Annotated in this window: 9 protein-coding genes; 5 read left to right on the top strand and 4 right to left on the bottom strand. The window is 71.9% G+C overall.

Going from position 1 to position 15,939, the window contains the following annotated elements:
- Window positions 1-23: 23 nt before the first annotated feature.
- Complete coding sequence (locus ACFHYQ_RS14000) at window positions 24-1,421, bottom strand: LCP family protein (RefSeq protein WP_394301559.1); 1,398 nt, start codon at window positions 1,419-1,421, stop codon at window positions 24-26.
- A gap of 79 nt (window positions 1,422-1,500) precedes the next feature.
- Complete coding sequence (locus tag ACFHYQ_RS13995; protein WP_394301558.1) at window positions 1,501-2,991, bottom strand: alpha/beta hydrolase family protein; 1,491 nt, start codon at window positions 2,989-2,991, stop codon at window positions 1,501-1,503.
- 125 nt (window positions 2,992-3,116) lie between these two features.
- Between ACFHYQ_RS13995 and ACFHYQ_RS13990 the strand changes: the two genes are divergently transcribed.
- On the top strand, window positions 3,117-4,226 hold the full coding sequence (locus ACFHYQ_RS13990) for an exonuclease SbcCD subunit D (protein WP_394301557.1): 1,110 nt from the start codon (window positions 3,117-3,119) through the stop codon (window positions 4,224-4,226).
- Window positions 4,223-8,074: an AAA family ATPase gene (locus ACFHYQ_RS13985; protein ID WP_394301556.1), complete on the top strand. Its 3,852-nt coding sequence runs from the start codon at window positions 4,223-4,225 to the stop codon at window positions 8,072-8,074. The genes ACFHYQ_RS13990 and ACFHYQ_RS13985 overlap by 4 nt, the downstream gene beginning before the upstream one ends.
- Here the strand turns inward: ACFHYQ_RS13985 and ACFHYQ_RS13980 are convergent.
- Together ACFHYQ_RS13980 and ACFHYQ_RS13975 are read right to left on the bottom strand one after the other, a co-directional pair.
- A complete protein-coding gene (locus tag ACFHYQ_RS13980) occupies window positions 8,052-8,777 on the bottom strand; it encodes a M50 family metallopeptidase (protein WP_394301555.1) in 726 nt (241 codons plus the stop codon). The two genes, ACFHYQ_RS13985 and ACFHYQ_RS13980, sit on opposite strands and share 23 nt — an antisense overlap.
- 110 nt (window positions 8,778-8,887) lie before the next feature.
- Entirely contained in the window at window positions 8,888-10,246 is a 1,359-nt protein-coding gene (locus ACFHYQ_RS13975) for a hypothetical protein (RefSeq protein ID WP_394301554.1), read from the bottom strand.
- Window positions 10,247-10,409: 163 nt separating this feature from the next.
- Here ACFHYQ_RS13975 and ACFHYQ_RS13970 point away from each other — a divergent pair, with 163 nt between their 5' ends.
- The 3 genes from ACFHYQ_RS13970 (at window position 10,410) to ACFHYQ_RS13960 (ending at window position 15,861) form a co-directional block, all read left to right on the top strand.
- On the top strand, window positions 10,410-12,623 hold the full coding sequence (locus tag ACFHYQ_RS13970; protein WP_394301553.1) for a thiamine pyrophosphate-dependent enzyme: 2,214 nt from the start codon (window positions 10,410-10,412) through the stop codon (window positions 12,621-12,623).
- A 173-nt stretch (window positions 12,624-12,796) separates the two neighbouring features.
- A complete protein-coding gene (locus ACFHYQ_RS13965; protein ID WP_394301552.1) occupies window positions 12,797-15,646 on the top strand; it encodes a type 2 lanthipeptide synthetase LanM family protein in 2,850 nt (949 codons plus the stop codon).
- Entirely contained in the window at window positions 15,643-15,861 is a 219-nt protein-coding gene (locus ACFHYQ_RS13960) for a hypothetical protein (RefSeq protein WP_394301551.1), read from the top strand. The genes ACFHYQ_RS13965 and ACFHYQ_RS13960 overlap by 4 nt, the downstream gene beginning before the upstream one ends.
- The last annotated feature ends 78 nt before the right edge of the window (window positions 15,862-15,939 follow it).

The raw sequence follows: 15,939 nt of genomic DNA, 5'->3' as shown, positions 1-15,939 counted from the left end.
AAGCCAACTTGATGTGATTCAGTCTAGGCGGCGCCGCAGCCGTCGGAGATCGGGGCGGTGGCGGACGGGGCCGCGGGGGACGGCGCAGGCCACCTGGGGGCGGGGCGGGCCTCGATCGCCCTGGCGGTGAGCTCGCGGATGCGGTCCCAGTCGGGATGGGCCGTGCTGATCATTGGCGGCATGAACTGCAGGCTCGTCACCCCGGCCTGCTTCACCTTCCACGCGAGCGGCACCAGGTGCTCCAGCATGGGCCGGGGGATGTCGGTACGGACGATCCCCCGGGCGGCTGCGGCGATCCGGGTGAAACGGCGCAGCACGGTCGCCGGATCGGCCTGGGCGAGCAGCGCGTTGAACACGCAGCGCTGCCTGCGCATGCGGGCGAAGTCGTCGCTGTAGGTGCGGGACCGGGCGTACCACAGCGCCTCGGCGCCACTGAGCCGCCGGGTGCCCGCCGGGAGCAGGCCCTCGTCGTACCGGCCGAACACGATGTCGTGGTCGACGGTGAGCACGAGGCCGCCGAGCGCATCGATGATCTTCGCGAACCCCCAGATGTTGACCAGCGCGTACCAGTCGATCGGGATGCCGAGTGTGTACGCCACGGTCTGCTTCAGCGTCTCGGCCCCCATGCCGCGGCGTCCGCCGAACAGCTCGGGGTGATCCTCCGCGTACTGCCATACCGAGAACAGCAGGTCCTCACGCCAGCCGGGTTTGGACTCGGGGAGCTCGAAACCGTAGGGGAAGCGCCGCTCCATCGGGCTGCCCGGGGGGAAACGGACGTGCTCCAGGTTCCTCGGCAGGCCCAGCAGCACGGTCCTGCCGGTGTGGACGTCCACGCTCGCCACGTTGATGCTGTCGGTCCGCATGCCGATCCGGTCGCGGCCCCAGTCTCCGCCGAGCAGGAGCACGTTGATCCGTCCCCGGCCCACCCAGGGATCGCCGGGCCGGCCCGGTCCGGCGTCCGACGCGCCGAAGACCGAGTCGAGTGTCTGCTGGGAGACGGCCAGATATCGGGCGGCGAGCGCGAACGGCGCCGCCATGGTCACCGCCAGCGCCCCCGCGATCAGCCCGGTGGCGATCTGCCCCGGGTACGGCAGCCGCCCCGGCCGCAGCACGAAATATGAATGAATGATCAGGCAGAACCACGCGACGGCGACGGCCCCCGCGACCGCGGCGATCTGACTCAACCAGTTGAGCGCCCGCCCGGCCAGCCCCGCGTCCGCGCCGGCGGCCACCAGGACCACGCAGGTGACGGTGGACAGATAGGTGAGGAGCAGCACCGTCCCGGTGCGCCGCCACCCGGCCCGCAGGTGCGCGGCCCCCGGCAGCACGGCCGACAGCGCCACCCAGCCGATCAGCGCGGTGCCCCGCCCCGCCTCCTCAGTCGTTTCTCGCCCCTCAGTCGGTTCTCGCCTCGTGGACACGCCTCCATCGAAGCGGTCACGCCGGAGGAAAGCCCGGCTCGCTGAGCCGGACGGGAGACTCGATACCGCCATTTGACGCTCACCAGGGAATGGCGAACAGCCCGAAGTAGGCGGCTGTGACCAGCAGCAGCGCGGTGCCGCCGAGCACACCCGCCAGCACGCAGCGCTGCCAGAGCGTCGGCTCCCACCCGGCGCGCAGCGCGGTCATGACGGCCGCCGCCACCGTCACCTCCTGCACCAGCATCACCACGGCGAGCAGCCGTACGACCAGCCACCCGGCCTGTACGGCGGGCCACGCGCCGGCCTGGTTGACCGAGAACAGCACGATCAGCGTGATGAAGGCGATGACCGCGGCCAGCTCGCCCAGCCCGACCCAGGCCATCCGGCGTAGCCGCCGCCGGATGGCGGGCCACCTCTCGAGGTCCGTCTGGAGCCGGGGATCGCGGGCCCGGAGGCGGACGACCATCTCGGTGACCGGGGCGGCGACATAGCCGACGGCGGCCAGGCAGAGGGTCAGCCACAGAATGGTGGTGTGGCCGTACCAGGGCGCGGCCGGCACGTCACTGGCCTCGAACCGCTGCACCGGTGTCGCCCCGGCCATCGCCACCGCGGGTTCGGCCGTGCCGGGCAGGTCCCTGATCCAGTTGGCGAGTGTGGGCAGGTACGCGGGCGCGTACGGCCCGCCGCCGATCCGCATGGCGTGATCGGCTCGGGCGAGGAAGCGGATCGTGTAATCGGCGTTGCCGCCGTCCCGGAGGGCGTTGACGAGCGTGTCGGTGCTCTCCACGAACGGGATGGACGGGTCGTCGGTGCCGTACAGGGCCAGGACGGGCTGCCTGATCCCGCGCAGCGCGGGGACCCCGTCGTGGCGGAGGAACTCGAAGCCCACCCCGCCCATCGCGCGGGTGAGCAGGTCGCGCACGCCGGGCGGGGCGTGCAGGCGCAGCAGCTGCTCGTTCAGCGCCCAGGCGACCTGCCGCATCGGCGAGACGTTCGGCGAGGACACCAGGACGACGAAGGCGGCCTCCCCGGTGCCGGCGGCGATCGGCACGACCCAGCCGCCCTCGCTCACCCCCCATAACCCCGCCCTGGCGGGATCGACGTCGGGCCGCTGCCGCAGCACCCGCAGCATGCGCAGGGCGTCGTCGGCGAGCAGCGAGAAGTCGCGGTGCGGAAAGGAGTAGCCCACCGTGCGCTTGTCGTAGGCGAGGGTCACGATGCCCGCCCTGGCCAGCCACTCGGCCTGCTGGTCGAACTCCGAGCCGTTGCCCGACCCCGAGCCCTGCACGAAGACCATCGCGGGGTGTCTGCCGGGCGTCAGCGGATATCTGATGACGGCTTTCAGCGTCTCGTCGCGGGCCGGCACCATGACCGTCTGGGTGTTGATCGGCGCGGTCGCGGCGACGGGGCGGGTCTCGCTCGCGGGCTGCGGCGGAAGGGAGTGGAAGCTCTCCGAGGCGGCCAGTGGGGCGGGGTCGAACGTCGGGGGCGAGAGCAGGTAGCCCAGAGTGGCCAGTACCACCAGCAGGATGCCGGCGATCATCCCAATCGTCCCCCGGCCGACGTTCATGAGTCCGCTCCCGGTACGACTTCGATACCGAGTCCAGATTAAGTCATTACTCGTTTTCGGGCCTGGGTATATTTTCCGACCGTCGGGGCGACGGGAATGCCACGAACCTGTTAGCTTCCTGCGACATGCGTGTCTTGCACAGCTCCGACTGGCATCTGGGCAGGTCCTTCCATCGGGAGAGCCTGCTGGACGCTCAGGCCGCGTTCGTCGACCATCTCGTCCGGACCGTAGGCGACGAGCGGGTGGACGTCGTGGTGGTGGCCGGCGATGTGTACGACCGGGCGCTGCCGCCGGTGGACGCGGTGGCGCTGTGCGACGAGGCGCTGGCCCGGCTGAAGGCGCTGGGCGTGCACACCGTGCTGATCAGCGGCAACCACGACTCGGCCGTACGGCTCGGCTTCGGCTCCGCCCTCATGGAGCGGGTGCACCTGCGCACCGACCCCGACAGGGCCGAAGAGCCGGTGCTCGTCGACGACGTGGCGTTCTTCGGCATCCCCTATCTCGAGCCCGAACTGGTGAAGGACCGATGGGAGTTGGCCGAGCGCAGCCACACCGCCGCCATCCGCCATGCCATGGGGAGGATCCGCGCCCATCCGGCCCGGCGTAAGGTCGTGCTCGCCCACGCCTTCGTCACCGGCGGGCAGGCGAGCGACAGCGAGCGGGACATCAGCGTCGGCGGGGTGTCCCACGTGCCGCTGAACGCGTTCGACGGCATCGACTACGCGGCGCTCGGCCACCTGCACGGCCGGCAGACGATGAGCGAGACCGTCCGCTACTCCGGGTCCCCGATCGCCTACTCGTTCTCCGAGGCCGGCCACGTGAAAGGCTCCTGGCTGGTCGATCTCCCGCCGGAGGGCGCCGCGCGCGCGGAGTTCGTCCCCGCGCCCGTCCCCCGCCCGGTCGGCACGCTGCGAGGGCACATCGACGACCTGCTGACCGACCGGCGGTACGCCGATCGGGAGGGGCACTGGCTGCAGGTGACGCTGACCGACCCGGTCCGGCCCAGGGAGGCCATGGAACGGTTGCGCCGCCGCTTCCCGCACACCTTGGCGCTCTCCTTCGAGCCCGATGGCCCGTCCGACGCCCCCGCCCGCCCGGTCAGGATCGACGGGCGCGCGGAGATCGACGTGGCGCTCGACTTCGTGCGCGTGGTGCGAGGCGAGCCGGCCGATGAGGCGGAGGCGAGAGTGCTCGCGCAGGCCGTGGAGGCCTGCCGGATCGAGGAGGCGTCATGAGACTGCACCGCCTGCGGCTGACCGCGTTCGGCTCCTTCCCGGGAACCGAGGAGGTCGACTTCGACGCGCTCGGCGAGGCGGGGCTCTTCCTCATCCACGGGCCGACCGGCGCGGGCAAGACCACCGTGCTCGACGCCGTCTGCTTCGCGCTGTACGGCAGGGTGCCCGGGCAGCGGGACAAGGCGCGAACCCTGCGGTGCGACCACGCCCCGCCGGACCGCGGCCCCGCGGTCGTTCTCGACTTCACCATCAGGGGTCGCCGCCTGCGGATCACGCGGTCGCCCGCGTGGATGCGCCCCAAGCTGCGCGGCACCGGCCTCATGGAGGAGAAGGCCAAGACCCTGCTGGAGGAGCACATCGCGGGCGAGTGGGCGCCCCGCAGCACCCGCAGTGACGAGGCCGGCCACCTGATCAACGACCTGATGGGCATGACCGCCGAGCAGTTCTGCCAGGTCGTACTGCTCCCGCAGGGCGACTTCGCGCAGTTCCTGCGGGCGAGCGGGGACAGGCGGGCCGAGCTGCTCGAGCGTCTGTTCTCGGTGCGGTTCTTCACCGACCTGGAGAAGTGGCTGGCCGATCACCGCGCCGAGACCGGGCGCCGGCGGCAGGCGCTCCGGGACGCGGTCGTCTCGGTGACCGACCGCATGCGTGGTGCGTCCGGCGCCGACCTGCTGGCGGTGCTCGATCAGGGGCTCGATGCCGCCGATGAGGGTGACGAGGACGCGGCGGCGGGAACCGACCCGGCGGACGACCCGCTCGCGTGGTCCGCCGCGTTGCTCGAGGCTGCGGCCGAGATGGTCACGGCCACCGCGGCCGAGCGGTCCGGGGCGGCCGCCGCGCTGACGGCCGCCCGGTCCCGGCTGGAGGAGGGGCGGGCGCTGGCCGAGCGTCGCCGGCGGCACGCCGCCGCCCTGGCCCGGCGCGACGAACTCGCCGGCGCCGCTCAGGAACGGGCCGACCTGCGGTCGATGCTCGACCAGGCGGCCAGGGCCGACCGGGTGCTCCCGCTGATCCGCCAGGCCGGCCAGCGGGCCGAGGCGGCCGACAAGGCGCGGCGGCTGGCCGGCGACGCGGTCGGCCGCGCGCTGCCCCTCGTCGCCGGCGACTCCCCGCGGGACGGCTCCCTTCGAGACCGGGAGCGGGAACGCCGGGCCGAGATGACCAGGCTGGAGCAACTCCTGCCCGATGAGACGCGGCTGACCACCGTCCGGGCGGATCACGACACGGCCGAGCGCCGCATGGTGGAGCTGACCGGGCTGGCGGCCGAGGCCGCCGCACGCCTGGCCGTCCTGCCCGGTGAGCGGGAACAGGCCGAGACGCGGCTGACGCAGGCCAGGATCGCCGCCGCCCGGCGGGCAGGGCTGGCGGCCGAACGCGACGCGGCCGAACGCGATCTGAAGGAGATCCGCCGCCGGGAGGCCCGCGCCGCCGACCTGGCCGCCGCCGGAGCCGCACAGGAGGCCGCCCTCGCGGCGTTGCCGACGGACCTGACTGCCGGGGACCTGACTGCCGGGGACCTGACTGCCGGGGACCTGACTGCCCGAGACCGGGCCGCCGCCGACCTGGCCGAGGCGGAGCGGTCGCGCCGCGATGAGCTCGTCAAGCTGGAGGAGCGGGCGGCGGAGGAGACGCGTCTTCGTGAGATCGACGGCCTGCTCGCCGACGCGCGCCGCGAGGCCGAAGCGGCGGCCGAGCGGGAGGCGGCGGCGCTCGCCGGGCTGGCCGAGTCGCCCACGGTGCTGCATGAGACCGAGGCCCGCCTGGGCGAGGCGCGGTCGGCCGCGGCCCGGGTGCCCGGCCTGCGGGCCGCCTGCGACAGGGCGCGGGAACGGTTCGATGCGGCACAGGCCAGGGACGTCCTGACGGCGGAACTGGCGGAGGCGCAGGCGGCACGCCAGGCGGCGGTCGATGAGGCCCAGCAGGCGCGAGACGCGCTCCAGGACGTACGCCGCGCCCGCATCGACGGCATGGCGGCGGAGCTCGCCCGCGAACTGGTGCCCGGCAGTCCCTGCGTGGTCTGCGGATCCGGCGAGCACCCCGCCCCCGCCGCGCCGGCGGACTTCGCACCCACGGCCGAAGACGAGCAGAACGCGCAGAACGCGTTCGAGGCCGCCCGGCAGCACAGGGAGGCGGCCGAGACGCGGGTCGCCGGGCTGGAGGCCCGTCTCGACGAGGTCGCCGGAAGAGCGGAGGAGCTGTCGCAGGACGAGGCCGCCGGGCTGCTCACCGGGGCGGAGTCGGAGCACACGGCGCAGCGGGAGGTCGCCGCCGGTGAACCGGCGCTGGCCGCCGAGGTCCTACGGCTCGCCGCCGAGCTGGAGGAGCTCCGCGGGCAGGCCGAGGAGGCCGGCCACGCGCTGACCGGGCATCGAGCCCGCGAGCGCGAACTGCTGGCCGAGCGCGACCGCCTGTCCTCGCGCCTGGCCGACGCGTTGGGCGACGACCCCGACGTCCGTGCCCGGCGGGACAGGATCGAGACCGAGGTGGGCCTGATCACGGTCGCCGTCGACGCCGTCGCGGCCGCCGCCGCGGCGCGCACGGCGTACGAGCAGGCCCTGGCCGCCGCCGGTCCACAGGAGGAGGGCACGGCCGTAGGCGCCCTCGAGGCGGCGCGGGAGGCGCTGCGCGCCGCGGACGCCGAGGCGGCGGAGGAACCCGGACTGGCCGAGGAGACGCGGCGGCTCGCGGCGGAGCTCGGGGAGGTGGAGGAGCGCGCCCGGACGGCGGAGCTCGAGACGGCCGAGACCAGGACGCACCGCGATCGGCTCGCCGAGGAGGAGAGGCGGCTGGCCACGCTGCTCGACGCCCACCGCGGCGAGGACGCGTCCCTGGCCGCACGGCTGGACCGGCTCGCCGCCGAGGTCGCGCTGCTCCACGAGGCGGCCGAGGCGACGGCCGCGGCCGAGATCGCCGAGCGGGAGCGGGAGAACGCGCTGGCCGCGGCGCGGGCCGCCGCGGCCGAGGCGGGATTCGCGACGGTGGAGGAGGCCGGGGACGCGGTGCGGAACGAAGCCGATCGCGAGGCGATGGACGAGCGTCTGCGGCGGTTCGCCGCCGACGAGGCCGCCGTCGAGGCGCAGCTCGCCGATCCCGAGCTCGCCGCCGCCGCTGCCGCGCCGGACCCGGACGTGGCGGCGCTCGAAGCCGAACACGAGCGGGCGGAGCGCGATCATGAGACGCGGCTGTCCGCCGCGGACCGAGCCCAGGGGCGGTACGGCCAGCTCGCCGGGCTGGCCGGGGAACTCGGCCGCGCCCACGAGCGGTACCTGCCCGCCGCGGAACGGTATCGCCTCGCCCAGCGCCTGGCCGGGCTCGCCGCCGGCACCTCCGCCGACAACCAGTACCGGATGCCGCTCTCCTCGTACGTGCTGGGTGAGCGGCTCGGCCAGGTGGTCGCGGCGGCCAACGTGCGGCTCGACCAGATGTCCGGAGGGCGCTATCTGCTGGAACATCATCTCGGGCGGGTGGCGGGCGACCGGGCCCGCTCGGGTGGCGGCATGGCGCTGCGGGTGCTCGACGGCTGGACGGGGGCGGCCCGCGATCCGGCGACCCTGTCCGGCGGTGAGACGTTCGTGACCTCGCTCGCCCTGGCCCTGGGCCTCGCCGATGTGATCGCCGACGAGGCCGGCGGTCCCGAGATGAGCACGCTGTTCGTGGACGAGGGGTTCGGCACGCTCGACGAGGAGACCCTCGACGATGTGCTCGACATCCTGGACGGCCTGCGTGAGGGCGGCCGGGCCGTGGGCATCGTCAGCCACGTCGCCGAGTTGCGTACGCGCATCCCGGCCCAGATCCGCGTCCTCAAGCGTCGCTCCGGTTCGATCCTCAGCGGGCCGGCAGCTCGATGAGGTGGCCGCTGATGAGCATGTAGCCGCCCGCGGCGAGTGCGGCGACGGAGACGAACAGGAAGAACACCACCCAGAGGCCGGCTGGGACGCGGGTGAGTCGGGCGAGCTGGTCAGGATCGGAGTCCGGTGTGCGGCCACGCCGCCGCTTGGACCGCAGCTCCAGAATCGGGCGAACCCCGCCGAGCAGCAGGAACCACACCCCGGCGTGCGCGCAGGCGGCCCGGACCTCGGGCGGGGCGAACCAGGACAACGCGAAGATCGCACCGCCCACGACGAGCAGCGCCACGGCGCCGAAGAAATTTCTGATCATCAACAGCATGCAGGCCAGCAGCGCGAGCACGGCCCACAGCAGCAGCGTGACGTGTCCGGCGGCCAGCAGCCAGGCGGCACCTAGCCCGATCAGCGAGGGCGCGACATAGCCGGCGGCCGCGGTGACGATCATGCCGGGGCCGGTCGGTCTTCCCCTGGTCAAAGTGACACCGGAGGTGTCGGAGTGGAGGCGGATGCCACTCAGCCGGCGGCGGGTCAGGACGGCCGCGAGCGCGTGGCCGCCCTCGTGGGCAATCGTGATCAGCCCTCGGGTGGCGTGCCAGGCCGGGCCGTACGCCACGAGTGCGAGGGCGGCGCACCCGGACAGCACGACCAGCCACAGTGGGGGAGGAGGCTGGATCGCGGTCAGCTCATGCAGGTTCAGGGGGGTCACCTCCGCCCGAATCGTACGGCTTTCCGCGGCCGACCTCCTACATGCCGACGGGCGCCCGTCCGGGGACGGGCGCCCGCGAGGCAGGCTTCAGTGCCTCAGTGGTTCATGGCTCAGCGCCTGACCCACACGTAATCCCGGTGGGAGTACGAGCGCTTGGCGTCGGCGTTGCCGGCGAAGACGGCCCGCCAGGTGCCGGACGACGTCGCCTTGGTCGTGGTGTAGAACTTGCCGGAACCGTTGGTCCGGGTGCTCTTCACGGTCTTCCAGTGGCTGGTGCCCGCCTTCTTGAACTGCACGGTGACCTTCTGGTGGCCGTAGCCGTCCCAGCCGCGGTCCCAGATCTGGAGCGTGCCCCGGAAGTACATGGTCCTGCCGCGCTTGACGGGCTCGGGACCCGCGTTGAACTTGACGATGCGGGTGGCGGCCGACCGCGGGATCACCACCACCGGCGGCTCGGGCGTCCGCACGCGCACGTGCTCCGCCGTGCTCACCGAGCCCCGTACGCCGTGCGAGCCGGCGTACTCGGCCCGCCACCAGCCGGAGGCCGTGGCCGTCACGTCGGCCTGGAACCGGCCGCGGGAGTCGGTCCGGTCGGAGGTGACGTACCGCCAGCTGTGGCCGCCGTCGGGCTTGAACATGATCTTCACCTGCTGGCCGCGGTGGCCGTCCCAGTCCCACCGGTCGCCGATCTGCAGCGTGCCGCGCAGGTGGAGGGTCCCGCCGTCGGCGACGGGATCGGGGGAGGCGTCGAACCCGGTGATGCGGCTGTCGCGTGCCGAGGCCCTGACGTCGACGCGGTCGCTGTCGCTGACCGCGGCCTGGGAGTCGGAGGTCCCGGCGAACTCGGCCCGCCACCAGCCGGACTGCCAGGCCCGCTCGGCGACCCGGAACCGGCCGCTGGAATCGGTGGTGGCCGTCGCGACGCGGCTGTAGGAGCCGCCGAGCGGCTTGAACATGATGTTCAGCCGCTGGCCGCCGTAGCCCTGCCAGGTGCGCTCCTTGACCTTCAGCGTGCCGCGGAGGTCGACCCTGTCACCCCGCCCGACCCGGTCGGGTGAGGCGTCGAAGTCCAGGCTCGTCGCCCGCTGGACCTGGACCTTGACCTGGAACGGCTGGATCGCGCGGGTCGACTCGCCGTCCTTGGTCGCCGTCGCGACGAGCTTCCACCACCCGGGCCTGTCGGCGGGCGTGAACGTGCGCGTCGCCGTGTAGGTGCCCGTACCGCTGACGGTGAGGGAGACGTGGTGGCCGCGCGGGTCGATGAGCCTGGCCGAACCGCTCGTGTCCGCGGCGGTCTCGAAGGTGAACGTCGCCGCCGTGCCCGTGTCGGTGCTGACGATCACGGGGGTGGGCGACACCGCCAGGTGCTCCGGCGCCGGGGGCGCCGTGGTCGCGGCGGCGGGCGGCGCGATGAACATCGCGCCGCCCATGGCCACCGCCGCGACCAGGGCATGAATGCGTTTCAACATTTGCCGGCCTTCCTTGTGAGGGTGCTTGGTTTGCTTGGTGCTGGCCAATGAGTAGACGTCCAAATAACGGCAAAGGTTCAGCCGTCTGACTTATTGTCATCAATCTGTGTCAAAAGGATCGGTCCACAAGCGAGAGCCGGTGGGCTGCGACATAATCAGGCGTGTGACGCGGGACGCTGTGGAGACTCATTTCGCCGAGGCCGTCGGGGCGCTGACGCCGGGGCCGCCGAAAGATCCGACACTTCCGGTGCGGCCGGGCACGACGCTGACCGGGATAATGTGCCGCGAGCTCTTCGCGGTCCAGCTCTCCAGCCGTCTCCTCGACATCGCCGCCCGCGTGCTGCGCGAGCAGGACGAGGGCTTCTACACCATCGGGTCGGCCGGTCACGAGGGCAACGCCGCCGTCGCCGCCGCCCTGCGCGTGTCCGACCCCGCGCTCCTGCACTACCGCTCGGGCGCCTTCTACCTGGCCCGGTCGGCCCAGGCGGGCCGGCTGGCGGAGGAGGGGCTGCGTGACGTGCTCCTCGGGCTGGCCGCCTCGGCCGAGGAGCCGATCGCCGGCGGGCGGCACAAGGTGTTCGGCCACCCGGACCTCGCGGTGATCCCGCAGACCTCCACGATCGCCAGCCATCTGCCCCGGGCCGCCGGCGTGGCCTTCGCGATCGAGCGGGCCCGGGCGCTCGATGTGCCGAGCGGGTGGCCGGCGGACGCGATAGCCGTCTGCGGCTTCGGCGACGCGTCGGCCAACCATGCCTCCGCGCTCACCGGGCTGAACACCGCGGCCTATGGCAGGTTCCGCGGCCTTCAGATGCCGGTCCTGTTCGTCTGCGAGGACAACGGGATCGGGATCAGCGTGAAGACCCCGCCGGAGTGGGTGGAACAGGCCAGGCACCCGCTGCTGGAGTATTTCCAGGCCGACGGCTGCGATCTGGCCGAGGCCTACGACGTGGCGCTGCGGGCCGTCGACCATGTCAGGTCCACCCGGGGCCCCGCATTCCTGCACCTGCGCACCGTGCGGCTGATGGGCCACGCGGGCTCCGACGTGGAGATCGCCTACCGGACCCGCAAGGAGATCGCCCAGGACCTCGAGCGTGATCCCCTCGTCGGTACGGCCCGGCTGCTCGTCGAGGCCGGTCTCGCGCTGCCGGACGAGCTGCTGGACCGCTACGAGGCCGAGCGCGACCACGTGCTGAAGCTCGCGATGGAGTGCACACGCCGGCCGCGGCTGGCCTCGGCCGAGGAGGTGATGGCGCCCATCGCGCCGCGCCGTCCCGACGCGGTCGCCGCCGAGGCGGCGCGGGTCGCCCCGGATCGGGACCGGGCGTTCGGCGGGACGATGCCGGAGCTCGAGGGCAGGCTGACGTTCGCCCAGGCCGTCAACCGGACGCTGGCCGACGCGATGGCGCTCGACCCGGGGGTCGTGGTGTTCGGGGAGGACGTGGCACGCAAGGGCGGGGTGTACGGCGTGACGCGGGGGCTGCTGCGCAGGTTCGGCGCCGAACGGGTCTTCGACACCCTGCTCGACGAGCAGGCCGTCCTCGGGCTCGCGCTGGGCGCGGGGATGTCCGGGCTGCTGCCGGTGCCCGAGGTGCAATATCTCGCCTATCTGCACAACGCGCTCGATCAGATTCGCGGTGAGGCGGCGACGTTGCAGTTCTTCTCACAGGGGGCGTACCGCAACCCGCTCGTCCTGCGTGTGGCATCATATGCGTATCAAAAGGGATTTGGGGGACATTTCCACAATGATTCCTCACTTGCCGCATTGAGGGATATTCCCGGCATTATTCTCGCTTCGCCGGCCCGGCCGGACGATGCCGCCGCGATGCTGCGGACCTGCCTCGCCGCGGCCCGCGTGGACGGGAGTGTCTGCGTCTTCCTCGAACCGATCGCCCTCTATCACACCCGCGACCTGTTCGAGGAGGGCGACGGCGGCTGGCTCGCGCCGTACGCGCCGCCGGCCCGCTGGGCGGAGACGCACGTGCCCGTCGGCCGGGCCCGCTCGTACGGCGAGGGCCGCGATCTGACCATCGTCACGTTCGGCAACGGGGTCAGGATGAGCCTGCGGGCCGCGGTGAAGCTCACCGCCGAGGAGATCGGCTGCCGGGTGCTCGACCTGCGCTGGCTCGCGCCGCTGCCGGTGGCCGACCTGCTGCGCGCGGCCGAGCTCACCGGCCGGGTGCTGATCGCCGACGAGACCCGCCGCACCGGCGGCGTCTCGGAGAGCGTGATGGCCGCGCTGCTCGACAACGGCTTCACCGGCCCGATCGCCCGCGTCACCTCCCGCGACAGCTTCGTCCCGCTCGGCGCGGCGGCGCAGACCGTCCTGATGTCCGAGGCCGACATCGAGCGCGCCGCCCGCGACCTCCTCCAGAGGTAGAGCGGCGGGCGCGGCGTGACCGGGACGTCCACGGGAAGCCGGTGCGGGCGCTCGACGGGCGGGAGATCGCCTACGACACGCTCGTCGCTGTTGGCCACGAATAGCCCGATATGGAGCAGTAGTGTGCATTTAGTCCCTATTTTCTTTTGTGGACTGATCGGCATAATGGCTGGATGCACCATGCGGAACTCGGCGACGTCCCTCTTCCCCTCCAGGCCGTCGCCGGGCGCGCCGCGGACCTGTCCTACGCCGCGTCCTGTGCTGTCGCCCTCGACCCCGAGAGCGTCGGCGTGGTCGGGGCGAAAAGCTTCTCCACAATTTTCGACCCGTTTGTCGGAAATGCGGCCGATCGACTGGTTGCCGAATGTTCGTGCCTGAAAGACGACCTCGACCTGGCCCAGATCCGTGACCGGTTCGCCGCGGACCTGTCTGCCATGCTGGTGCGGATCGCCGGCCGGGTTCTGGCGTTCGAACTCGACGCGCGACGAGCCGGAGGACGGTTGTCGGGCGCCACGCCGGCTGAACGCTTCGCCGACTTCGTACGTCAGATGACCAAGGGTGGGCTGGACGCGTCCCTGAAGGCATATCCGGTGCTGGGTGAGCTGTTGGCCCGGGCGGCCGATCGGGCAGTGGACAGCGGACAGGAACTGTTGACGCGGTTCGCGGCGGATCATCTGGGGATTCGCGAGTCGCTGGGGTGCGAGCCGGGAAGCCTGGTCGAGTTCACGGCCACGGGAGATCCCCATCTCGGGGGTCGGGCGGTCTCGGTGCTGAGCTTCGACACCGGAGTGAAGATCGTCTACCGACCGCGACCTGTGGAGGCTCACCTTCGCTTCAACGAGGTTGTGCGGTGGCTCAACGGCCGTGCGCCCGACCTCGAGCTGCGGACCTTGCGAGTGATGGGCGGAGAGCGGTACGGCTGGGCGGAGTTCGTCCAGCCGCGGCCCTGTGCCGATGTGGCCGAGGTGGAGGCGTTCTATCGACGTACGGGCGGGTTGCTGGCCCTCCTCTACACGCTCAACGCCGGCGACATTCATTACGAGAACGTCATCGCCTGCGGCGACCAGCCGGTGCTGGTGGACGTCGAGACCCTCTTTCATCCGGTGATCGCCGGCTCCGCCGTGATCGATCCAGCGCTTCTCGCGCTGCACGACTCCGTCCAGCGCACGGCCATATTGCCCACGATGTTGACCGGTGACCAGGGTTCGCTGGACGTGTCCGCACTGGGCGGAGACAAGGATTCGGTCTATCCGTTCTCCGCCGCCGCATGGCAGGACGCGGGCACGGACGAAATGCGGCTGGTGCGCGGGCCCGTCCGGTTCGCCGGGGCGGACAATCGGCCGCGACTGTGCGGTGTGGACGCCGATCCGGCTGATTACGCACCGAGTCTGCTGGCGGGTTTCCGCGAGGCTTACGAGGCCATCGTGAGTGGACGGGAGGAGCTGGCACGCCGGCTGCTACCCCGTTTCGGACAGGTCAAGGTGCGGATGCTGCTACGACCGACGCGTGTCTATGACGAATTGCTCACGGAATCGACCCATCCCGATGTGATGGCGGACGCCGCCGGTCGCGATGAGGGCTTTTTCGAGCTGCTGCGGGCGATGTCCGTGGACGACTCTGCCCGCTTGGCCGCGATACCCGCAGAGCGGGCTGATCTGCGGGCAGGGGATATTCCGTACTTCTGGGCGAGTCCCGGCTCTCGTGCGATCTACGGAGGCGACACCGGCCGATTGCCGTGGGAGTTGCCCCAGAGCGGCCTCGAGTCGGTGACCGGAAAGCTTTCGAGGATGGGACCTGCCGACCGGGAACGGCAGGAGTGGGTCATAGAGGCGTCACTGGCGACGCGGGTGGGTGGCCGAGGGCACGATCCCGGCGCACCGGTCGACGCGGGGCCGCTTCAGGCCGAGGAGGAACCCCGCCCCGAGATTCTCCTCGCCGCGGCCGAAAGCATCGCCGACCGGTTGTGCCGGACGCTGTACCGGCAGGGCAGGGCCGTCAACTGGCTGGGGCTCGAGGCTCTGGACGATCGCCGCTTCACGATTATGCCGTTGGGCGGCGGATTGGCGACCGGATACCTCGGAGTAGCCCTGTTCCTGGCACAGTCGGGTCACGCCACCGGCACGTCCGGCCATATGGAGATCGCCCGGCAGGCGTTGGAGCCGATTCCCCGGCTGCTGGAGACCCTGGCGGCCCACAGGCCCCTCCTCGACGTCGTCGGATGCGGTGGTTTCGGTGGCCTCGGCGGCATGGCGTACGCGTTATCCCAGCTTGGAGACTTGCTCGGCGATGGTGACGTGACCGGTTGGGTGGAGCCGGCCGTGGAGCTCGCCGGCGCCGCGGTCACCGACGAAAGCCGGCTGGACGTCTATGACGGCGTGGCAGGCTGTCTCGCCGCCATGCTCGCCGTTCACGACGTCACCGGGTCGCCCACCGCCGCGCGTCTGGCCGGCGAGTGCGCGGAACGACTGGAGTCGGCGGCGCCCTCGGCCGACCTGCCGCCGGGATTCGCCTTCGGGCTGGCCGGGGTCGGCTGGGCACTCGCCAGATATGGGTCGAGAACAACCGGCGCCGACCTCCTCGAACGAGCCGCGCAGTCGGCGGAGGGGCAGACCTGGTGCCATGGTCTGCCCGGAGTCTGGTTGGCGTTGGCCGACGTTCTCCCCGATGCCCTGGCGCTCCTGGATGACCCGGCGTCGCCTCCTGTCCTCGACGTTCCCCTGAGCGGGCACGGCTTGTGCCACGGAGAGCTGGGGTGCCTGGAGGCGCTCAGTGCCCTGGCGGCGCGGGGGGACCGTGCGCCTCGGGGGGGCCTGGCGGCTCGGCGATCCCTGCATCGCCGTGTCGGCAGGCTGCTCGCGTCGGTGGACAGCGGCGCACGCTGCGGCACGCCTGGCCACATCTCCACCCCTGGGCTGCTTGACGGCATGGCCGGAATCGGCCATGGGCTGTTCAGGCTCGCCGCCCCCGAAAGCACCGCATCAGTGCTGCTGCTGCGGTCATCCTCTGAAAGGAGAGAAAAGTGAATGAGCAGGTGACATCGTCAGATGAGCGGGCGGAGCACCGGGGGAGGGCCGCCAGGTTGATGGCAACGGCCAGCCCCCTGACGCGTGCGTTGGTGCTGGCCGGACTGACGACGGCGGCAACGCTCGTGCTCCGATCGCCGGAGACCGCCACGGACATGGTCATCGCGTTGCCGGACGATGGCTCCTTTCCCATCTCGGTCAGCGCACCGCGCTGAGCGGCCACGACAAACCTGACGCTCATCTGGAGATCGACGTTTCCGTTGACACATCGTAAACCCAGATGTCCTGTATGG

The sequence above is a fragment of the Sphaerimonospora cavernae genome (assembly GCF_042435035.1).
Classification (GTDB): Bacteria; Actinomycetota; Actinomycetes; order Streptosporangiales; family Streptosporangiaceae; genus Sphaerimonospora; species Sphaerimonospora cavernae.
Note: the sequence above shows the minus strand (reverse complement) of the source record. Positions and strands in the feature narration are given on the sequence as shown.

Bases quoted from the DNA above. Each gene is read 5' to 3' on its own strand.
- ACFHYQ_RS13985 (WP_394301556.1), top strand. From the start codon at position 4,223: ATGAGACTGCACCGCCTGCGGCTGACCGCGTTCGGCTCCTTCCCGGGA.
- ACFHYQ_RS13990 (WP_394301557.1), top strand. From the start codon at position 3,117: ATGCGTGTCTTGCACAGCTCCGACTGGCATCTGGGCAGGTCCTTCCAT.
- ACFHYQ_RS13995 (WP_394301558.1), bottom strand. From the start codon at position 2,991: ATGAACGTCGGCCGGGGGACGATTGGGATGATCGCCGGCATCCTGCTG.
- ACFHYQ_RS13975 (WP_394301554.1), bottom strand. From the start codon at position 10,246: ATGTTGAAACGCATTCATGCCCTGGTCGCGGCGGTGGCCATGGGCGGC.
- ACFHYQ_RS13965 (WP_394301552.1), top strand. From the start codon at position 12,797: ATGCACCATGCGGAACTCGGCGACGTCCCTCTTCCCCTCCAGGCCGTC.